This window comes from Microcystis sp. LE19-131.1A, from assembly GCF_027532015.1.
In the GTDB taxonomy this organism is placed as follows: Bacteria; Cyanobacteriota; Cyanobacteriia; order Cyanobacteriales; family Microcystaceae; genus Microcystis; species Microcystis ichthyoblabe_A.
The window spans coordinates 1-20,438 of the sequence record NZ_JAPZSS010000243.1 but is presented as its reverse complement, the minus strand read 5'-3'; the positions used below and the strand labels follow the sequence as shown (position 1 = coordinate 20,438).

General features: G+C 43.2%; 18 protein-coding genes and 1 pseudogene. 9 read left to right on the top strand and 10 right to left on the bottom strand.

Annotated elements, in window-relative coordinates; genetic code table 11:
- Positions 1–748: ricin-type beta-trefoil lectin domain protein (locus tag O9323_RS17885; RefSeq protein ID WP_288125506.1), on the top strand; the 748-nt coding region annotated here is incomplete at its 5' end.
- Positions 749–942: 194 nt separating this feature from the next.
- On the opposite strand, the gene O9323_RS17880 is transcribed toward O9323_RS17885, so the two are convergent.
- The 5 genes and pseudogenes from O9323_RS17880 to O9323_RS17860 form a co-directional block, all read right to left on the bottom strand.
- The gene (locus tag O9323_RS17880) at positions 943–2,163 is read right to left on the bottom strand and encodes a cytochrome P450 (protein ID WP_288125505.1); all 1,221 of its coding nucleotides are present in this window, start codon (positions 2,161–2,163) and stop codon (positions 943–945) included.
- Between the two features lie 14 nt (positions 2,164–2,177).
- Complete coding sequence (locus tag O9323_RS17875; RefSeq protein ID WP_288125504.1) at positions 2,178–2,423, bottom strand: acyl carrier protein; 246 nt, start codon at positions 2,421–2,423, stop codon at positions 2,178–2,180.
- A 47-nt stretch (positions 2,424–2,470) separates the two neighbouring features.
- The gene (locus O9323_RS17870; protein WP_051582503.1) at positions 2,471–4,195 is read right to left on the bottom strand and encodes a fatty acyl-AMP ligase; all 1,725 of its coding nucleotides are present in this window, start codon (positions 4,193–4,195) and stop codon (positions 2,471–2,473) included.
- Positions 4,196–4,531: 336 nt separating this feature from the next.
- Positions 4,532–4,740, bottom strand: a pseudogene (locus O9323_RS17865) (transposase); the annotation flags it as partial.
- A gap of 37 nt (positions 4,741–4,777) precedes the next feature.
- A complete protein-coding gene (locus O9323_RS17860) occupies positions 4,778–5,533 on the bottom strand; it encodes an amino acid ABC transporter ATP-binding protein (protein WP_185239601.1) in 756 nt (251 codons plus the stop codon).
- 198 nt (positions 5,534–5,731) lie between these two features.
- Here O9323_RS17860 and O9323_RS17855 point away from each other — a divergent pair, with 198 nt between their 5' ends.
- Complete coding sequence (locus O9323_RS17855; protein ID WP_288125503.1) at positions 5,732–7,234, top strand: ABC transporter permease subunit; 1,503 nt, start codon at positions 5,732–5,734, stop codon at positions 7,232–7,234.
- Between the two features lie 196 nt (positions 7,235–7,430).
- Here the strand turns inward: O9323_RS17855 and O9323_RS17850 are convergent, their stop codons facing one another.
- Complete coding sequence (locus O9323_RS17850) at positions 7,431–8,795, bottom strand: collagen-like protein (protein WP_288125507.1); 1,365 nt, start codon at positions 8,793–8,795, stop codon at positions 7,431–7,433.
- A 206-nt stretch (positions 8,796–9,001) separates the two neighbouring features.
- On the opposite strand from O9323_RS17850, the gene O9323_RS17845 reads away from it, so the two are divergent.
- Positions 9,002–10,291 carry a glucose-1-phosphate adenylyltransferase gene (locus O9323_RS17845; RefSeq protein WP_288125502.1) on the top strand — a complete coding sequence of 430 codons (1,290 nt, stop codon included), beginning with the start codon at positions 9,002–9,004 and terminating at the stop codon, positions 10,289–10,291.
- Positions 10,292–10,557: 266 nt separating this feature from the next.
- Complete coding sequence (locus O9323_RS17840; protein WP_002774842.1) at positions 10,558–11,655, top strand: patatin-like phospholipase family protein; 1,098 nt, start codon at positions 10,558–10,560, stop codon at positions 11,653–11,655.
- A gap of 173 nt (positions 11,656–11,828) precedes the next feature.
- On the opposite strand, the gene O9323_RS17835 is transcribed toward O9323_RS17840, so the two are convergent.
- From O9323_RS17835 to O9323_RS17825, 3 genes are read right to left on the bottom strand one after another with little or no spacing between them, the layout of a single operon-like run.
- A complete protein-coding gene (locus O9323_RS17835; protein WP_288125501.1) occupies positions 11,829–12,347 on the bottom strand; it encodes a TolB family protein in 519 nt (172 codons plus the stop codon).
- Entirely contained in the window at positions 12,344–12,880 is a 537-nt protein-coding gene (locus O9323_RS17830) for a TolB family protein (RefSeq protein ID WP_002732502.1), read from the bottom strand. The genes O9323_RS17835 and O9323_RS17830 overlap by 4 nt, the downstream gene beginning before the upstream one ends.
- 12 nt (positions 12,881–12,892) lie before the next feature.
- Positions 12,893–13,708: a Ycf66 family protein gene (locus O9323_RS17825; protein ID WP_002733354.1), complete on the bottom strand. Its 816-nt coding sequence runs from the start codon at positions 13,706–13,708 to the stop codon at positions 12,893–12,895.
- Positions 13,709–14,468: 760 nt separating this feature from the next.
- On the opposite strand from O9323_RS17825, the gene O9323_RS17820 reads away from it, so the two are divergent.
- From O9323_RS17820 to O9323_RS17800, 5 genes are all read left to right on the top strand, one after another.
- Positions 14,469–16,160, top strand: a complete 1,692-nt coding sequence (locus tag O9323_RS17820) for an iron uptake porin (RefSeq protein ID WP_149108115.1) — start codon at positions 14,469–14,471, stop codon at positions 16,158–16,160.
- 152 nt (positions 16,161–16,312) lie between these two features.
- On the top strand, positions 16,313–18,088 hold the full coding sequence (pyk, locus tag O9323_RS17815; RefSeq protein ID WP_002733833.1) for a pyruvate kinase: 1,776 nt from the start codon (positions 16,313–16,315) through the stop codon (positions 18,086–18,088).
- 137 nt (positions 18,089–18,225) lie between these two features.
- On the top strand, positions 18,226–19,038 hold the full coding sequence (gene cpcE, locus O9323_RS17810) for a C-phycocyanin alpha-cysteine-84 phycocyanobilin lyase subunit CpcE (protein WP_288125500.1): 813 nt from the start codon (positions 18,226–18,228) through the stop codon (positions 19,036–19,038).
- A gap of 55 nt (positions 19,039–19,093) precedes the next feature.
- Positions 19,094–19,525 (top strand): DUF29 domain-containing protein, encoded by a 432-nt coding sequence (locus O9323_RS17805; RefSeq protein ID WP_004158457.1) that lies wholly within the window; start codon positions 19,094–19,096, stop codon positions 19,523–19,525.
- A gap of 148 nt (positions 19,526–19,673) precedes the next feature.
- Positions 19,674–19,802: a DUF29 family protein gene (locus O9323_RS17800; RefSeq protein WP_396688625.1), complete on the top strand. Its 129-nt coding sequence runs from the start codon at positions 19,674–19,676 to the stop codon at positions 19,800–19,802.
- Positions 19,803–20,326: 524 nt separating this feature from the next.
- Here the strand turns inward: O9323_RS17800 and O9323_RS17795 are convergent.
- A partial coding sequence (locus tag O9323_RS17795; protein WP_071784045.1) for a transposase occupies positions 20,327–20,438 on the bottom strand: 112 nt, incomplete at its 5' end.

Sequence of the window (20,438 nt, the reverse complement as noted above, 5' to 3'; positions counted from 1 at the left end):
TAAACCTGTTGCTTTAAGCTCTTGGTGGACAAAGATTAGTCGTTTTTCAATTTCGACGGGATTTGTCGTCGGAACTAACACCCTGGAGTTTAAACTGCATAGTATCGGTGGGCCCACTGGTCTGCGAATTGATGGTATTAGCGGAACTTATAAACCCGTAGTCACTCCTGCTAATGCGGCACTCAAAGATCTGACTAATAAGACAGTTTTCATTGAAAACCTAGAAACCAAGCGTTATCTGTTCTCTGATGGTAATCCCATCAAGGGTGATCGAGGAGCCGAAGGGGGTTGGTTAGCTTCTAGTGGTTTTGCAAGTCCTAACGTGGTTGGGGCTGATGCTAACTACTATAATCGGGCTTATTGGAAGATTATTCCCTCTGGTGAATATTTCCTGATTGAAAACCTAGAAACAAAACGTTACCTATTTTCCGATGGGTCTGCAATTACAGGAAACCGAGGAGCCGAAGGGGGTTGGTTAGCTTCTAGTGGTTTTGCAAGTCCTAAAGTAGTAGGGGCCGATGCTAATTACTATAATCGGGCTCTCTGGAAGATTATTCCCACCAATGGTGGTTTTCTCATTGAAAACCTAGAAACTAAGCGTTATTTGTTCTCTGATGGTAATCCCATCGGGGGCAATCGAGGAGCCGAAGGGGGTTGGTTAGCTTCTAGTGGTTTTGCAAGTCCTAACGTGGTTGGGGCCGACGCTAACTACTATAATCGTGCTATCTGGAAGATTTACACGGCTTAGTCATTATCCTTAAGTTGGGGACTTGCGCTTTGATAATGTACCATTTATGGCTGGTCTGATTCTTCTACAGAGCGAGTGTCTGGCTGGGATATTATTCCTACGCAGGTCCCTTGTTGAGCTAAATCAACCAAAATGCGATTGCTATTCTGTTATTTATGAGAATAGCGATCACTTTTTTAAAATTGACCTTGAGATTAAGCAAGAGGAGTAAATTTGACAGGAAGAGTTTTTAATCTTCTTGAAATCTTGCTTTCGCACCAGTCTAATTTATCTGTATTGAGGCAAATATCTGGCAAACGTTGCACTATGGCATTTAGGGCGATTTGCACTTGAAGCCTGGCTAAAAACATTCCTATGCAATAGTGAAGGCCACCGCCAAAACCCAAATTAGGTTTGCGACGACTGAAATCCAGTTGTTGGGGATTAGAAAAGTATTCAGGGTCATGGTTTACTGCACCGAGATAGATAACGACATACTCCCCACGATGAATAATTTTTCCTGAAACCTCAACGTCTTCTACTGCTCGACGAGAGACATACTGAATAGGACTATCATAACGTAGCAATTCTTCGACAATATTTTCAATATTACCAGGATTTTGTCTTACATATTCTAAACTTTGTGGGTGTTTTAAAAGGGCTAAAAGACCATTACTCAGTAGTCCTTTCATTGATTCCTGGGATGTGGCAATTAACAGAATAGAAGTGCTAATTATTTCATCTTCTGTTAGGGCATTGATATTATCTTTATAATTAGCTAACTGGCTGATCAAACCGTCGTTTGGTTGTCTTTTATATTCAGCTACTTTTTGAGCAAAATAGGCTCTATGTTCAATGAGAATTTGATTTTGCTCTTTATATTCTTCCAAAGATACTGGTTGATCAAAAATGAAAACGGTCTTAGCAGACCATCGAATTAATTGTTGATAATCTTCAATCGGTAAACCTAATATTTTAGTAATCGCAAAAGCGGGAAGAGGGGTCGCAAAATCTGCTATGATTTCCATCTCTCCCCTTGGGGCAAATCTATCCAGTAAATCGTCAACAATTGCCTGAATTTTAGGACGCATAGCATTGAGCGAGGCTCTAGAAAAGGATGAAATTAGTGCGTTTTTAATTCGAGTATGATCGGGTGGTTCCAAAAAAAACAACCATTTATCAGTAGTTTGTGCAAGAATGTCTAGATTATCTTCTTTGAGATAGGCACTTTTTAGCTGAAGGCGTTCAGGAAAATTATCTACTTGGAATCGCTTATCATTTAAAATAGTAAGGGCATCGGCATAACGAGTAATAATCCATGTTCCAAAAATACTTTTGTGGATAGGATCTTCTTGACGAAGCTGAGCAAACACAGGATAGGGATTAGCCTGAAATTCTGCATCAAAAGGATTAAATAAAACTTTGTTCCTATTCATGATTAAAGTAACCCCTATTTTTTAGCCAATTCATCTACTAAATATTCAGATAATTCACTAATTTTGGAATATTCCCAGAATAACGTTGAGTCTAGATCTAAACCAAGCATTGCTTCTAACTCGCCAGTAAGACTCAAGGCAACGGAAGAATCTAGGCCATAGGTGAAAATAGATTTTTCTAAATCAATGTCTTCCCTATCTACACCTAGAAGACTTGCCAGCCTATCTGTTAGCCACTGTTCAATTTTTTCTCGACTCATAACAACAAGTTACCACCAAAACATTTGCAAAGAAAAACAAATACCTGTCATGATAACTTATTTTGTTGCCATTGTGCAACAATCGCCAGCCTGTTTGTCAGAAAAGCATGACGACAAGCCTGGCGTTGAATTTTACCGCTAGAGGTTTTGAGAATACTTGCGGGTTTAATTAATGCGATCGCATAAACCTGTAAGGCATGATGGAGAGCAACGGCTTCACGAATAGCCGAGAAAACTTCATTGACATTTAACTTGCTTAAATAGGTACGCTCTACTTCCTGAACAATCACCAATTTGTCTTGATTATCTACTTCTATTGTAAAAGCTGCCCCAGAATCTAAACGCAGAGCCTGATGACTTTGTTGTACAGAATATTCAATGTCTTGGGGGTAATGATTTCGTCCCCAAATAATGATGACATCTTTGATTCTTCCCGTGATAAATAGTTCTCCTTCTCGCCTAAAACCTAAATCGCCTGTTCGGAGAAAATTTCCTTGATCCCCATCAGCTAATTTAGCCTGAAAATTTGTGATCGTTTTTTCTTCTTGTTGCCAATATCCTTGGGCAACACTAGAACCCGAAACCCAAATTTCTCCCACTTGATTTTCATCACATTCTAAACAACTTTCAGGATCGACAATTTTTACTGCCATATTTTCCCAGACATGGCCGCAACCGACAAGTTCCTGATAATTTTTACTGTCTTTCTCCGCTTCTACTACCTGATTATTCTCTAAGGATTCTGATTGAACATTTAAGTAAACTGGCTCATCTTCGATATTACCTCCAGAAATCATTAGTGTGGCTTCTGCCATGCCGTAACAGGGATAAAAATATCGAGATTGAAACCCAGAAGATTGAAACTTGTTAATAAAGTTTTCCATCGTTTTTCGTCGTATTGGCTCGGCTCCATTGTAGGCACTGATCCAACTACTGAGATCAAGCATTTCTTGTTGTTCAGACGTAATTCTCTGCACACATAATTCATAGCCTAAATTTGGACCGCCGCTATGAGTAGCTTGATATTTAGTAATTGCTTCCAACCAAAGAATTGGATTTTTTAAAAAAGATTCAGGCGACATAACAACACCTAAAAAACCTGTATAAAGCGGTTGAATAATACCATCAATTAAACCCATGTCATGGAAACTGGGCAACCAGGTCATAGAAACACTTTTTCCTGTCAGTTGAAATGCTTTTTGAATGTAAGCAGAATTATGGGCAACGTTGTCATGGGAAATCATGACTCCTTTCGGCGCACCAGTTGAACCTGATGTGTATTGAAGAAATGCTAGGGTATCACCGCTAATCCTGGGAAGATGCAATTTAAAGTCTTGGTTATTATTCACATTGTCTGTCACCAAAAGTCTGGTTACTGATAAGTCTAAAAAAGATTCAAGTGTTGACTTAATTTTCTCTAAAAGTGAACTGGTTGTCAGAATAATTTGAGGGCGAGAATCTTCAATAATTGCTAGTAATCGAGACATTTTTTGATTACGCTTTGGTGGGTAAGCGGGAACCGCAACAATCCCAGCATATAGACACCCCAAAAAAGCTGTAATAAATTCTAAACCTTGGGGATAAAGTAATAAAGCGCGATCACCTTGGCGGCAAAGAGAAAGTAAGCTATCAGCGATCGCCTTTGATTCTTGTTCTAAGGTTTTGTAGTCAATGGATGATTCTTGATTTTGGCCATCCTTAAGAAAGATGTAGGCTAACTGATTGGGGGTTTGCTCGGCTCTGGTGTCAAGAATTGAGGTTATTGCTTTCATTGTCGCTTCAATATGAAATTGCAAGGGTTGATTTAATTTGATTGTGTTCCAAGTAGAACATAACTAAACTTTCCCCCTATGAATGTACTAGCTATAGCCGAAAGTCTTACAGAGACTCAGTTAAAGCAATTCAAAGCTAATGTACTACTGGGTGCCAACTCCTGAAATGCTTACGCCGATAGGGTTGGAAGCAAAATTTTTCAAATTTGACTCTTCGACCATTATAGCTTGTTTCGCAGCAGAAAACCATCAAAAACATCGCTACAGAGGGAATCGCTGACTATAGAGACTAATGACATCATCGGTGATCATCAGGTTAGCGATCACTATACAGCCAACTCTACTGTCTGTTTTGCCAATTTCTCCCAAGTACTGCCTCCCAACTCCAGCCCTCAGATTGCGGCTTTTTCGATGTCCTCAGTCATCGACAATCAGCGAAAATCCTCGGGGTATTTGCGTCTGGCGGCATTGGTTCATCACTTGCAAGCGACATTCACGTTCACAGCTGACCAAGGAGATTTCGCTAAAAAGTGGTGTAATCGGTTATTCTATGACCCCACCGACAAACTTTTTCAGCCAACCCTAATTACTATTGATGCGACTTAAAAAAGCTTGTAGGCGCTCGCTGTGGGGATTATTAAAAAAGGTGTCGGGATCGCCTGCTTCTTCGATCACACCTTGATTAAAGAACAAAACCTTGTTAGAGACTTCCTTAGCGAACTGCATTTCGTGGGTGACGACTACCATAGTCATACCGTCATTGGCCAATTGACGCATAACGTTTAACACTTCCCCGACTAATTCCGGATCCAAGGCCGAAGTGGGTTCATCAAATAAAATCACCTCTGGTTTCATGCAGAGACTGCGAGCGATCGCCACCCGTTGTTTTTGTCCTCCCGATAATTGGTCGGGATAAACATCGGCTTTTGGTGCTAATCCCACCTTTTCCAGATAATGAATTGCCGTATCCTTAGCCTCATTTTCCGAGTGGTGTAACACTTGCTTGGGGGCCAACATCAAGTTTTGTAAAACGGTGAGATGGGGAAAAAGATTAAAGTGTTGAAACACCATACTTACCCGGCTGCGTAACTTGCGGAGGACTGATTGATTTAACTTCGGGGAAGAGATGTCAATTCCCATCACCTCCAAGCGGCCGCCGTTAATTGTTTCCAAACGATTGAGACAGCGTAAAAAGGTACTTTTGCCGCAGCCAGAGGGACCGATTACCGATACCACGTCCCCTTGATAAAGAGTGCCTGTAACTCCTTTAAGTACCTCTAAAGAGCCGTAACTTTTGCGTAAACCTTCACTAACAATCACAGGGGTGGTAGTGGTCATGATGTCCTCTCGTAAAAAATTTTAGATTCTGTATAAAAGTATCCAGATTAGTTTCTGCTAAATTGTATCCTTGACGACATTTTATCAAAGGGAATAATCATAATACTCAAATAGTCTCTCTACATCTGTCTTAGATGAGGAGTAGGATGAAATCCTTAACTTAATTGAGTAAAAAAATCAAGGAGAAACAATTAAAAAATGATTAAATTTTGGCGAGGGCGGGCGGTGCAGAGAGTCATCTTTGCCTTGTTAGGATTAGTTTTGGCGATCGGATTAACTGTTATTCCCGCTTTTTCTCAGACTCCTCCTAATCCTTTTCGAGTCGCCACAGAAGCGACTTTTCCGCCCTTTGAATTTCAACAAGGGGGACAATTAACCGGGTTTGATATCGATTTAATGCGGGCAATTGGCAAGGAAGCCGATCTCAACATTGACTTTAGAAATTTACCCTTTGATGGTATTATTCCGGCTCTACAAGCAAGAACAGTGGAAGCCGCTATTAGTGGCATGACCATCACCGCCGAACGGGCCCAAGCGATTTCTTTTTCTCGACCTTATTTTAAGGCTGGTTTAGCGATCGCTGTTCGGGAAGATAATAAGACGATTAAAAATTTTGAAGACTTAAAAGGCAAAAGAATTGCCGTCCAAATTGGCACAACAGGAGCCTTAGAAGCGACAAAAATACCGGGGGCAACAGTTAGTCAATTTGACTCGGCCGCTTTAGCTTTGCAGGAATTAATTAATGGTCGAGTTGAGGCGGTAGTTAACGATAAACCCGTGACTTTGTATGCCATTAAACAAGCGGGTTTAAGGGGAGTAAAGGTGGTCGGAGAATTATTAACGGAGGAATTCTACGGGATTGCTTTACCCAAAAATTCCCCCTATCTCCAGTTAATTAATGATGCTCTCGGTCGAGTTATAGAAAGTGGTCAGTACGATGTTATTTTTAGGCAATGGTTTGGAGAAAAACCGCCAGAATTACCCTTAGTTGCCCCAGCTTTAAAGAATTTACAGGAATCGAGGTTTAACTGGGGAGAATTATTCTATAACCTGATTGTGAAAGGGGTTCCCTGGACAATTCTGTTAACAGTTCTGTCTTTTCTGTTCGGGTTAATCGGCGGAACTTTAGTGGCTATTGCCCTGATTTCTCCCTACAAATGGTTAAAAATAATTTGCCGCATCTATGTGGATTTCTTTCGGGGAACACCCATGCTGGTGCAATTATTCTTGATCTATTTTGGTTTGCCCGGGTTGTTCCGAGAAATTGGCTTAAATATCGACTTAGATCGTTTACCGGCGGCCTTATTTGCCCTAAGTTTAAATGTGGCGGCCTATTTAGCTGAAATTATGCGCGGCGGTATTCAATCGATCGATAATGGTCAATGGGAAGCTTGTTCTAGTTTAGGGATGTCCCCAGTGCAAACCATGCACGAGGTGATTTTTCCCCAAGCTTTTCGCCGGATGTTGCCGCCCTTGGGGAATGAATTTATCACCCTAATTAAAGATACCAGTTTAGCGGCAGTAATCGGTTTTGAAGAATTATTCCGGCAAGGTCAATTAATGGTAGCCACTACCTATAAAGCTTTCGAGATTTATATCGCTGTTGCTGTAGTTTATTTGGTTTTAACTACCCTTTCCTCTGTGGTATTTAAGCGCTTAGAGATTTATATGGATCCCCTACATAAATCTAAACAGGAATAGAAAGCTTAGACGCAACAGATGGGAACTGATAAGTAATAGGGCAAAATTAATTTCTTGGTTAGGATAGGCAAGAGGCAAGAGGTAGTTAGATAGGGTTTGCTGAATAAATGTGAAATATAGACGAGGTAAGTTGATAATTTTTAACGCCTACCTACTTAACATTGCACCGGAGAAAGGAGAAGGGAACTTTTTTGACTTATCTCCGTTGCATATTTGCCCCTTTAATCGTGTCGCGGATGACGATTTTTTGTTCTTTGGAATAACCGGCAAAAGAACGAGTAGCAAGTAACTCGATTTCTACCCCCGTACCCGATCGCAAGGATTCCACAGGTAAGGGTAATTGACCGATATCCAGAATAAATTGATTGCCCTCCTGTCGGATTAAATTAGCAGGCATATCTCCTTCATAGCGAGTGACAAAATCAGTTCTGGGACTGGTTTGCAGGTCGTCTGCTTGCCAACGAGTGACGCGATAACGCACTTTAAATTTAGTGCCGATTAAATTTGATTGGGAAGCTTTATCTTCAAGAAAAAGCCTTAAATTAGTACCATTTCCTGCAATACCTTTTGCTTCTAATTGGGTGACATCTCGTTCAAAAACAGCATTATAAACGACAAATTCCGTAACATTATTGCGTTTTTGAGTGGTTCCCTCAATCCAGAGGTCACTGGGGACAGTTACCTTCATTTCCTTTTGATCATCGAGGGTTAAAGTAAAACGCTGATTAGCAAACCGGTTAAACTCTTGGGGGGCATTCCAAATTAAAATAAAAGAACGTTCCACTCGATCTAATAAAATCCGATATTGATCATCGATCAGGGAACCGGGAGAAAATAAAGACATTGCGCCAGTGCGAGTTTCCCAACTATTTTTAGAGAGAATATAACCCCGTTCTTTTAACTCCGACAGGGGAACAGTTGCGCTCGGTTGATCGGCAGTTAAAGGGCGATCGATTTGAATTAAAGTTAACTGTCCTAAACGTCCCTCGCGACCGTTACGACCACTATTACCCGTCGCCCCATCGAGACCATCCTGACAGCTAAATTCTCTGGTGGTACAGCTATAGTTGGCATCCCCCGGCCTACCGCTGCAGGTTTGAATTGTCCAGAAAGGTTGGGAACAGCGACAACCCTTGCCCCCTTGGCCTCCCTGACCCCCAAAACCCCCAGCGCCTCCGGCAGCATTGACCGTTACTTGTCTTAAAAAATCTAAATTAGTGGCATAGAGGGTTAAAGCGCCGCCATTGCCCCCATCACCACCATTACCCCCATTGCCACCGTTGCCACCACCGGCCGCCTGAAGATTTCTGGTGACGTTGCTAGGTTGACCGCTACAGTTGCCATCGCTGCCATTGCCGCCATTTTCACCATCGACCCCTTTTTGTCCTGAAATATCGAGTTTTAGGGGAGAACCATCGAGAAAAAGGGTTAAACTGTCACTATTTTTGCCTTGGCCGCCGATCTTGCCAGCTTTCCCACTTTGACCTTGTTTACCGAAAGTCTGTACATCGGAACCTTGGGCTAACCAAGAACAGCGATCGCCAGTCACCGTGGCGGGCATTAGGTAAGATAAAGGGAGAAAAAAGGTGAATATTAATGATTTAGCCCAAAAATTCATGATTTTAGCGAATTTATCCGCAAAGACTCCGATCAATTCCCTCTTGATGACTTTTATATCTAGATTTTTGTTTCCCCTCTATCAATAAGGTGCGCTATCATCCTACACTTACTTTGAGAAGGAAACAGCCAATCGCGAGGGTTACGCGCGTGAAAAAAGTATTAGCTATTATTTTGGGTGGCGGGGCCGGAACTCGCCTTTATCCGTTAACGAAACTGCGGGCAAAACCTGCCGTCCCCCTAGCGGGAAAATATCGCTTAATCGATATTCCCGTCAGCAATTGTATTAACTCCCAGATTGACAAAATCTATGTGTTGACGCAATTTAATTCCGCTTCCCTCAATCGTCACCTCAATCGTACCTATAATTTTACGGGTTTTAGCGATGGTTTCGTGGAAGTTTTGGCGGCTCAACAAACCATGGAGAATCCTCAATGGTTCCAAGGCACGGCCGACGCAGTACGACAATATATCTGGACGATGAAGGATTGGGATATCGATGAATATCTAATTCTCTCCGGAGATCATCTCTATCGCATGGACTACGGTAAGTTCATCGAACGCCATCGGGAAACCAACGCCGATATCACTTTATCGGTGGTTCCCATCGATGAACGTCGCGCCTCCGCTTTTGGGGTGATGAAAATCAATGATTCGGGGCGAATTGTTGATTTTTATGAGAAACCCAAAGGGCCAGAATTGGAAAGAATGCGGGTAGATACGACGATTTTAGGCTTAAGTCCCGACCAAGCTCGTCAAAGTCCCTACATCGCTTCCATGGGAATTTATGTCTTTAAAAAGAATGTTTTAATCGATCTGCTCGATGCCAATAAAGAACAGACCGATTTCGGCAAGGAAATTATTCCCTCGGCGGCTAAAGACTACAATCTTCAGGCTTATTTATTTAAGGGTTACTGGGAAGATATCGGGACGATTGAGGCCTTTTATGAGTCTAATCTCGCCCTGACTCAACAACCAAATCCCGCCTTTAGTTTCTACGACGAAAAAGCCCCCATCTATACCCGTTCTCGCTATCTGCCACCCACAAAAATGCTCAATTGTACGGTGACAGAATCGATGATTTCTGAAGGTTGTATTCTCAAAGAATCTCGCATCCATCACTCGATTTTAGGTATTCGTAGTCGAGTCGGCAAAGACTGCACGATCGAGGATACAATGCTGATGGGAGCCGACTTTTATGAGTCTTTCCCCGAACGGGAAAGTCTGATCGGAAATGCCAAAATTCCCGTGGGTATCGGTCCCGGTTCCACTATTCGTCGGGCAATTGTGGACAAAAATGCTCGCATTGGTTCCAATGTTTTAATTGTTAACAAAGATCGTGTGGAAGAAGCTAATCGCGAAGATTTAGGTTTCTATGTTCGCAGCGGCATCGTGGTTATTTTCAAAAATGCCACTATTCCCGACGGCACGGTAATTTAATCTATCAGTTATCAGTTATCAGTTATCAGTTTTTCCATTTTTCTAGTTATTATCGCTTGAATATAGCCGCAGGCTGATGGCTTCAGCTAATTGCCTAGACAATTCCCTTGAAACCCTATCCTTTTCTAGAAGTGATAGCAAAATCTCCCGAGCAGCTCTTCTGAAAATCAGAAAAATTTCTATATTTTTGCATCCGATTTTAAGTTTATCAATTAACCTTAAATTAAAAGCCTAGGGCTTAGATAGAAGCCATTCAAAGGATATTTATGAAAGCCAAAATCGCGATCGCTTGTCAGGGAGGCGGCAGTCAAACTGCTTTTACTGCCGGTGCATTAAAAGCATTATTTGACAATAAAGTGCAAGATTACTTTAATATTGTCAGTCTCAGTGGTACTTCTGGCGGTGCTATCTGTGCCTTTTTCACCTGGTATGCTCTCAAAAAAGGTGATAGCGTCGTTTGGAAAAGAATGATTGATTTTTGGGAAGATAATAGCGCTCGAACTCCCCAAGAACAACTATTTAATGACTCAGCTATTAAAGCTCTAGAATTGGCCAGCAAAGGATTAATTCCCCAGTATAATCTCAGTCCTTCCTCTCCGATTACTAAAACCTTATTTTCTATAGCTACCTACGGTTTACGCAGTCGCTTTACCAACTTTGATCAGTTACTAAGAGCGCATATTGATTTCTCGGAATTAGCCACTTGGGGAGCTAAACCAGAACCCCCAGTTTTATTAATTGGGGCCTGTAATATCCTGACAGGAAAGTTAAGTAAATTTAACTCGCGCCAGGAAGCAGTTAAAATTGAACATATCCTAGCTTCTGCTTGTGTTCCTAACATTTTTCCTGCTGTCACCATTGAAACTATGGCCTACTGGGATGGACTATTTTCTGATAATCCCCCCATCCGTTCTTTAATTCGCCGTGAATTTGTTGGAATCGAAAATATTCCCGATGAAATTTGGGTAATTAAAATTAATCCCACCTCTAGAGACAAGATCCCCGTGCAATCCGATGATATTGCTGATCGCCGCAATGAATTAGAAGGCAATGTTTCCCTATTTCAAGGTCTTGATCAGATTGAGTTGATCAATCAATTATTTCTTAAAGGAGCATTTAAAGAGGAATACTTGCGCGAGATCGGATTAACAGAACCATTTAAAATTCCTAAATCTTTCCCAGAAGATCCCGATCAAGATTACCATATCCCGATGATCGAAATGTCTGCGGAATTAGCCAATAGTCTCAACTATGAAAGTAAACTTGATCGCTCTCCTGCCAATATCCAGCGTCTGATCGCTGACGGCGAAAAACAGGGAAAACAATTTCTAGAACATCGACTAAAAGCTATGGGTTTAGGATAATTTTTGAGGTTTCAAAAACGGCAAAAATAAGGATTAAATAGCATGAAATCTGTCAATAGACTATTTAATTGATTATTATTCATTCTTAATTCTCCTGACGACCGGCTACTGACTACTGGCTACTGACTCCTAACCCTAACAACAATTTTTGATTTTTACAAGAGGTCTAATAATCACTGATTTTCATTGACTAATACCCGTCCAGATAGATCGTAAATCATAATATCCCATTGCCCATTTTTTGCCGCTTCAAAAGCCACTTTAGAACCATCGGCACTGATGATCGGATTGCGTACTTCCGCGAGCAGATCGGGAGCAATTTCCCTTCTCTGTTGAGTTTGTCGATCATACAGATAAATAGCCGTTTTTCCCTGACGACTGGCAGTAAAAACGATATAACGACCATCTTCACTAATGGAAGGACTAGAAGCGATCTGATCGAGAGAATTTAGTCCGGGTAAAGACAGTAAACGGCGATCAATAGCATCAAAAAGATAGATAGCTTGGGAACCATTGCGATCGGAAGCAAAAACGAGATAGCGAGAGGCAAGATAGGGAGTTAATTCACTAGCAACACTATTTAAACTTCTCCCCCCTCGATCGAAAGGAAAAGACAGTAAACTCGGATAACCCGCACATCCAGTTAACAAACTAATTACAGCAACAAGACTAATAAAAAAATAACGTTTCACGGTTTGGGACTTTCAACGGGACTGCCATCGGCAATATCTAACTCGATATTCGGACCGCGATCGAGAACCTCCACATCCCATTGTCCCCGACGAGCGGACTCAAAGACAAGATAACGACCATCGGGACTAAGACGGGGATTTCGCAACCAACCGCGATAATTTTGACTCAATAACTCAGAACGATCGGTAATGCGATCATATAAAGCGATGACGGGACGACCCTCAATAATCACCACATAAGCCAGATAACGCCCCGTTTGGCTTAAACTAGGGCTATCGGTAATTTCTTGACCCGTATATAATCCCCCTAGGGTCTGGTATTGTTTTGTCTGCAAATCATACAGCAGTATCTGATTACTACCGCGACGATTAGACAGCAAAGCCAGCCAACGACCATCACCACTCAGGGCAGGTTTTTCGTCATTATAGCGACTATTGAGGGTTCCTGTAGATAAACCGGGGTTATTGAGATTACAACCGCCTATAACCCCTAAAAACAAGCAGATAAACAGGAAAAAGGGAGCTTTGGTCATCGGACCTACTCCTTAATAATCAAACCTAGTCGGATGATCATTACTCGACTCCCGTTCACTATTATCCGGTCTCTGCCAATCTTCTCGATCGCCGGTATCGCTAGAATCGATCGGTTGATAATCGACGTATTCCCCTTTAAATGGCGGATCATCCTCAATTATTGGGCGAGGACGACGTTTTTGGCTAGTGCGGGGCGGTTTACTGCTCGTCTCTTCACTAGCGGGACGACGACGGGGACGGGAACTGGTTTCTTCCCAATCATCACCGCTACGGCGCTGATCATAAACATCTCGATCGCTAGTGGGGGAACTATTGCGGGGACGACGATTAGCGGTTTTGCGACTGCCGGTATCGGCCGGCCGACGGGTGCGGGTGCTGCGGGGTTCCTCGTCCTGATAACTAGAAGTGCGGGAAGAGCGGGGATCATCGTAACCGCGTAAACGGGGATTATCTTCGTAACGTTCCTCTGGTTCGTAGGTGTCGAGGGGTTCCAATTCGGCCCGATATTCCTGACTCACAGGACGTTCATCCACAAAAGACGTGCCGCGGCGGGCCTGTTCTGTGGTTAAACCCCTTAATTTTACCGTCTCGAAGGCAAAAAACACCGCTGCCCCGGTCAGCAGAAATTGTCCGAATTGCAAAATTGGATCCAGTCGCCACCCTTGAAAAAGTAGAATTAAACCGCACAATAACCCAACGGCGGCAAAAAATATATCATGATCGCGGGAAAGTTCCGGCCGCACCGAGCGCAGGAAGTATAACCCGGCTCCGGCCACTGCCAGAAAAATTCCTAAGATACTGGCCGAATTCAGCCCAAAATTGACCATCTTTATCTCCCTTCTCGGTGCTTAAATTTAAGAATCGAGTCTTTATCTCTAGCCCTCAGCTTTCAGAAGCAATCCTGCTGTTTTTAACTCTAGGCATCGAGCTATATTCTAACCCCAAAGTCCAGCAATATATTAACCACCCTCGTTCACACAACTATTGTTAGGGGAGTGCGGAGATTTTATCAGTGATCAGTGAACAGTAATCAGCTACTGAAGGCAAGAGGCAACAGGCAAGAGGCAAAAGACAGAATCTGACAATTCTTCTACCCAAAAAGAAGGTTAGAAACTAAGCACATCAAAGCTTTTAGCTTAACTAATTAGGTCTTGGATTCGTCCCTCGTGAACTGAAAACTCACATCTGATCACTGATAACTGATCACTGATAACTGAAAAGGCTGAGATTTTAACAAAATCTTTAGAAGTTACCCATTGACAGGATTGACTAAATGTGATAGATGGGTTTCGGGCATTTTAACGTGATTTCTTGATCACTTTTGAGCGATCGCTATCCTTGGGAAGTTAATCGCCGCAAGTCTGAAAGGAGGGATTTTCCTTGATGCACATCATGGTTAATTTGTCAAGTACCTAAGTCCTAATCTTAATAAGATTCAGACAGAAATTTTTCTGTCATATCATAAAATTAACTTAACCCAGCCAAGGGGGAATTAGCATAGAATATGATCATAATTCAGGCTAAACATATAGTCTGTTTGTATTCATAGTCCATTCAATCCATAGAATAAGGTGTGAGGATTGACCCATGTCAAAACTATTCAAGAATATAGCAAAGGTAACTCCTTTAGTATTAGGTGCTTCCGTGGCAGCTGCTGGCAGCGCAGTGGCTCAAACTATGTCGGGGACACCTCAACTGAAAATTGATCCGGCTGCGCAGCAGCAACTCGATCGTATTCAGAGTGCCCAAAATAGTCAGCAGATTAATACGAGTGTCTATCAAGGTTCCATGTCCCAGGTGACTAGCGTTAACCAACTGCGGGACGTATCTCCCACCGCTTGGGCCTACGAGGCATTAAGAAGCCTTGTGGAACGTTACGGTTGTATCGTTGGTTATCCTGACCGTACCTTCCGTGGTGATCGCGCTACCACTCGTTGGGAATTTGCCGCCGGTTTAAACGCTTGTTTGAACGTCATGGAACGTTTAATTCAAGATGGTGTGGGTGTACTCAGAGAAGACATCGATAAATTAAAACGTCTTGTTCAAGAATTTGAAAGCGAACTAGCGGCTTTAGGGGCGAGAGTAGATAACCTCGAACAGCGCGTTTCTTTCTTGGAAAATAATCAATTTTCTACCACCACCAAACTCAGAGGTGAGGTAATCTTCAGTGTCGCCGATAGCTTCGGTGGTCAGGCTCTCCTTAGAAATACCGACGGTACGGTGACTAGAGGCACCAATCAAGATCAGAGCCAAACAGTATTTAATAATCGGGTTCGTCTCAACTTTGAAACCAGCTTCACCGGTAAAGATTTGTTAAGAACCCGTTTACAAGCGGGTAACTTTAACAACACTTTTAACCAAAGTGGTCCGACGAGAACCAACATGACCCGTCTAGCATACGATAATGGCCGGGACAACGATGTCACCATCGATGACTTGTTCTACCGCGCTCCCATCGATACTCCCTTCGGTAAAATCACCATTTGGGTTGGTGCTAACGAGTTAAACCTAGATGACGTTTTCATCACTACTAACCCCTTCCTCGCCGATAGCGGTACAGGTGCTTTGTCTCGCGGTCAACGCTACAATAACATCGTCTTCCGCGGTCCCGATGGTGTTGGTGCGGCGGTCAGATTTAATGTAGGGGATGTTTTCCAAGTCACAGGAACCTACCTAGCTAGTGGTGGGACTGATGGAGCCAGCAATCCTAACCCCGGTAGCGGTTTATTTAACGGTTCCTACAGTGCGGGTGCTCAGGTTGGTTTCTCCTTCATCAAATTTGCCGATATTAACTTCGTCTATGTTCGCAGTTATCAAACTGCGGCTAGTATGAGTTCTGGTTTATTCGGTAACGTCAGCAGCCCTCTGACGGAGCGTCCCTTCGGTAACGTTGCTACAGTAGCCGACCGTTTCGGTCTTCAAGCGAGCGCCCAGGTTATCCCTGGAGTCTTAAATCTAGGGGCATGGGGGGGTTATGCTAATGCCTCGGCCACGGGAGTTAATGATGCGATCGGAGACGATAACACTGGTATCTGGTCTTGGAACCTGAATCTTTCTGTCCTCGATCTCTTTGCCGAAGGTGCAGCCCTGTCCATCGGTGGGGGTCAAGTACCCCGTTCCGATAAAGAAAGCAGCACCGCTTACATGGTAGAAGCTCAGTATAAGTTCCCAGTCACCAAAAACATCCTGATTACCCCCGGTGCCTATGCGGTCTTCAACGCTAACAACGATGGTAACTCCATTTTGGTCGGTGTCATCCGGACAACTTTCCGCTTCTAAGCTAAGTTGACGGACTTGAAAAAACGGTGGGATTTGTAGATCTCACCGTTTTTTTTACTTTTAACTTTTCACTGGATATAGCCATTTATGAGAAGATGATCGGAGCGTCCCAAACGCTGCTATATTTACTTCGCCTATTTAGTTGCTTATCTATGCACTCTCTGTCTTTCCCCCGTCGCACTAAAATTGTGGCCACGATTGGCCCAGCCTCGCAAAATAAGGAAACATTACGTCAGATGATCAAGGCGGGGGCGACGACATTTAGATTAAACTTTTCCCATGGCGATCACGATTACCATCGTCACAGCATTAACTTGATCCGTCAGTTAGCCTTTGAACTCAATCAACCGATTGGTATCCTTCAGGATCTGCAGGGACCCAAAATTCGTTTAGGTAAATTTGCCTGTGGGTCGATTACCCTAAAACCGGGGGAACCCTTTATCCTTACTTCTAGGGATGTGGAATGTAATCAGGAAATCAGTTCCATTAGCTATCCCTCGCTGGCCCAAGAAGTCCCGGAAGGTTCGAGAATTCTCCTCGATGATGGTAAAGTCGAAATGCGGGTGGAATCAGTGGATCGTCTGAAAGGTGATCTTTCCTGTCGCGTGGTGGTTGGGGGTGTCTTATCCAGTAATAAAGGGGTAAATTTTCCCAACGTCTATCTGTCGGTGAAAGCTTTAACCGATAAGGACAAAAAGGATTTAATGTTCGGACTGCTGTGGGATGTGGATTGGATCGCCCTTAGTTTTGTGCGTAATCCCCAAGATATCCTCGAAATTAAAGAATTAATCGCCAGTGCGGGGAAATCTATCCCCGTGATCGCTAAAATTGAAAAACACGAAGCGATCGAGGAAATGGAGGCAATTTTATCCCTCTGTGATGGTGTTATGGTGGCTAGGGGGGATTTAGGAGTAGAATTACCAGCCGAAGACGTGCCAATCCTGCAAAAACGCCTGATTAACACCGCTAATCAGCTAGGCATCCCGATTATCACCGCCACTCAAATGCTTGACAGTATGGCCAGTAATCCTCGTCCCACCCGTGCCGAGGTTTCGGACGTGGCTAATGCGATTTTAGATGGCACTGATGCGGTCATGCTTTCCAATGAAACGGCTGTGGGTCATTATCCCATCGAAGCGGTGGCAACGATGGCCCGCATTGCCGAAAGGATCGAACGGGAACAGATCAACAGTACCGCTCGCTCTAACAATAAACAATCGATTCCTAACGCTATTTCCTCGGCAGTTAGTCAAATTGCCGAACAATTGGGGGCAGCGGCAATTATTACCCTGACAAAAACCGGCTCTACTGCCCGTAATGTCTCCCGATTTCGCCCCAAAACCCCGATTTTAGCCGTTACCCCCCATCGGGAAGTGGCACAGCAGTTACAGTTAGTTTGGGGGGTAAAACCGATGTTATTGCTCGATTTACCCTCCACTAGCCAAACTTTTCAAGTGGCGATGAATCTTGCCCAGGAAAATAACCTCCTCGCGGATGGTGATTTAGTGGTGATGACGGCGGGAACTCTGCAAGGGGTGGCCGGTTCCACGGATTTAATTAAGGTGGAAGTGGTAAAATCCCTTTTGGGCAAGGGTACGGGTATCGGCCAGGGTGTGGCCAGTGGCCGGGCGCGAGTGGCCCATAATGCCCGAGAAGTGGGTAGTTTTAGTAGTGGGGAGATTTTAGTCGTTCCCACCACCAGCGCCGAATATGTGGATATGATGCGGAAAGCTGGCGGAATTATCACCGAAGATACCGCGATGAATAATCACGCCGCTACTATCGGTTTAAAATTGGGTATTCCTGTGATTGTCGGGGTTAAAGATGCCACGAAAATTATCCGCGAAGGGGTGATCATTAGTCTCGATGCTCAACGGGGTTTAATTTATTCTGGTATTGGCAAGGGTGCGGCAACTATGAAAAACTGAGTCAGTCATCAGTATTCTCCGAGTCAGGAGTCAGGAGACGCGAGACAGGAGACAGGTTTTATTTATTCTCCCCATCCCCCCATCCCCCCACACCCCACACCCCACACCCTACACCCCACACCCATTTTCACTTGTCTATGAGCGATTCTTACTCTGCTGCCGTCGATAATCCGGCCTATACCGTTGAACAAGCGATCGCTAATATCCAGCAAAGAGAAGACCTAGGCGCGCGTTATTATGCTGCTTGGTGGTTGGGTAGATTTCGTGTTCGTCAACCGGAGGCGATTTCGGCCTTAATTGCCGCTTTAGAGGACGAAAGCGATCGCACTCCCGATGGCGGTTATCCCCTGCGACGCAATGCCGCCAGTGCTTTAGGGAAATTAGATGATCTCAGTTGTCTTCCCGCTTTGATTGCCTGTCTCGACTGTGAAGATTATTATGTGCGCGAATCGGCTGCCCAGGCATTGGAAATGCTTAAGGATCGAAGCGCGATCGCACCTTTAAAGAAACTATTAGAGGGTGGCATCGAAGGGGCTGTTTTAGTGGCGGGAAAACCCCATTTAGTCCAACCCTACGAGGCGATTATCGAGGCATTGGGAACCCTGCAAGCGACGGAAGCAATTCCCCTGATTGAACCGTTTTTAAAGCATTTCGTCGAAAAAGTGCGTTATGCGGCTGCCCGCGCCCTCTATCAACTCACGACTAACCCCGACTATGGCGATATTCTGATTAAGGCCTTGCAAGGGGAAGAATTACAGCTGCGTCGTTCTGCTTTAATGGATTTAGGTGCTACGGGTTATCTGCCGGCTGCTCCTGCGATCGCTAATACTTTGGCGGAAAATAGTCTGAAACTGGTTGCTCTCAAGGAACTTTTAGAAAACTATCTAAAAACTAATTCTGGTAGCGAAAATATCTCCGAAATTCTCACTTTAATGGATAGTTTATTGTAGTTAATAATTGCTTATTTTTGATTTAAATTAAAACCGATAGAATCCAGAGGTTTTTATGCTAATTCAAACTGATTATGTCGGCTGGCTAAACGAAACAATCACGCTGTTAAAACAAAAAAACTTTGATCAAGTTGACTGGGAAAACTTGATCGAGGAGATAGAAAGTTTGGGCAGAAGTCAAAAACGTGAACTCCGCAACTGGTTAACCACCATCTTAGAACACTGCCTCAAACTTTGCTATACTGATTACGTTGAGGATTATCGAGGTTGGCAAGAAACTATTAGGCGCAGTCAACGGGAACTAGAAGAACTTTTGAGGGATTCTCCTAGTTTAAAACCCTACTGGGATCAAGTATTTTTAGATTGCTATGCCACGGCTTTAAAAAGCTTGCGAGATAACCCAGATTATCAATCCTTTAACCTTCCCGATGATTGTCCTTTTCCCCAAGAAATTAGTCAGATTTTACAGAAAAAAGTTTGGCGATAAAATTATCTTTAAAAGTTTGTTGGTGGGGTTAGGAGACGGTCAAATCTGAGACGATGTCCGATCAGGTTATACTTTATCTCTATGAGAAATGCTGTAAATAATTGGTTATTTTCTAGGGAAATTCAAACTCATAAAATCCAGAGGTTTTATGCTAATTCAAACCGATTATGTCGGCTGGCTGAACGAAACAATCACTCTGTTAAAACAAAAAAACTTTGATAAAGTTGACTGGGAAAACTTGATCGAGGAGATAGAAAGTTTGCTAGTCTTAGGCTAAATTTCTAGGTCATTGGTTTATGGGGTAGCCAAATATACTAAAACAGGATAGAGTATTGATATTCATACTGTTTATAAGACGATAAAAAAATCCATGGGTATACCTGAGCCTTCCCCTAGCCTGGCAAGTATAAAGAAGAATAAAGCAACAAGCACTGTTGGGCGTGGCAAAACTGTCCAACTTACTGAGAAACTAGCTTTTTCAGCTTGGAATAACAGCAGTGTTAGTCTGAGTCTTGGTAATAGCATTGAACATTATGATTCTTGGGAACAACCTATAGTAATAATCTCAGACGGAGGCTACGGTCTTTTAGGATTTGAAGGTGATACATCAGATCATCTTGACCTACCTGAATGGTATGAACCTCATGTGGAAGCTTGGTCTAAGTTGGCCTTGCCAAATACAACTCTTTGGTTTTGGAACTCAGAAATTGGCTGGGCTGTGGTACATCCAATACTTGAGAAATTTGGCTGGCGATATGTTAATTGTAATATATGGGGCTCTTCGTTACCCTTTATGCTAAATCAACATACAAGATGCCAAGATAACATACTTCTAACCCAAAAATTCCGAAAGTTTCTAAAGCCATAGCCTCTCCGTTTTATTAGTTTAAGTTTATTGTTGATTCCCTCGACC

Bases quoted from the DNA above. Each gene is read 5' to 3' on its own strand.
- O9323_RS17880 (WP_288125505.1), bottom strand. From the start codon at position 2,163: ATGAATAGGAACAAAGTTTTATTTAATCCTTTTGATGCAGAATTTCAG.
- O9323_RS17875 (WP_288125504.1), bottom strand. From the start codon at position 2,423: ATGAGTCGAGAAAAAATTGAACAGTGGCTAACAGATAGGCTGGCAAGT.
- O9323_RS17870 (WP_051582503.1), bottom strand. From the start codon at position 4,195: ATGAAAGCAATAACCTCAATTCTTGACACCAGAGCCGAGCAAACCCCC.
- O9323_RS17860 (WP_185239601.1), bottom strand. From the start codon at position 5,533: ATGACCACTACCACCCCTGTGATTGTTAGTGAAGGTTTACGCAAAAGT.
- O9323_RS17855 (WP_288125503.1), top strand. From the start codon at position 5,732: ATGATTAAATTTTGGCGAGGGCGGGCGGTGCAGAGAGTCATCTTTGCC.
- O9323_RS17850 (WP_288125507.1), bottom strand. From the start codon at position 8,795: ATGCCCGCCACGGTGACTGGCGATCGCTGTTCTTGGTTAGCCCAAGGT.
- O9323_RS17840 (WP_002774842.1), top strand. From the start codon at position 10,558: ATGAAAGCCAAAATCGCGATCGCTTGTCAGGGAGGCGGCAGTCAAACT.
- O9323_RS17830 (WP_002732502.1), bottom strand. From the start codon at position 12,880: ATGACCAAAGCTCCCTTTTTCCTGTTTATCTGCTTGTTTTTAGGGGTT.
- O9323_RS17825 (WP_002733354.1), bottom strand. From the start codon at position 13,708: ATGGTCAATTTTGGGCTGAATTCGGCCAGTATCTTAGGAATTTTTCTG.
- O9323_RS17820 (WP_149108115.1), top strand. From the start codon at position 14,469: ATGTCAAAACTATTCAAGAATATAGCAAAGGTAACTCCTTTAGTATTA.
- pyk (WP_002733833.1), top strand. From the start codon at position 16,313: ATGCACTCTCTGTCTTTCCCCCGTCGCACTAAAATTGTGGCCACGATT.
- cpcE (WP_288125500.1), top strand. From the start codon at position 18,226: ATGAGCGATTCTTACTCTGCTGCCGTCGATAATCCGGCCTATACCGTT.
- O9323_RS17805 (WP_004158457.1), top strand. From the start codon at position 19,094: ATGCTAATTCAAACTGATTATGTCGGCTGGCTAAACGAAACAATCACG.
- O9323_RS17800 (WP_396688625.1), top strand. From the start codon at position 19,674: ATGCTAATTCAAACCGATTATGTCGGCTGGCTGAACGAAACAATCACT.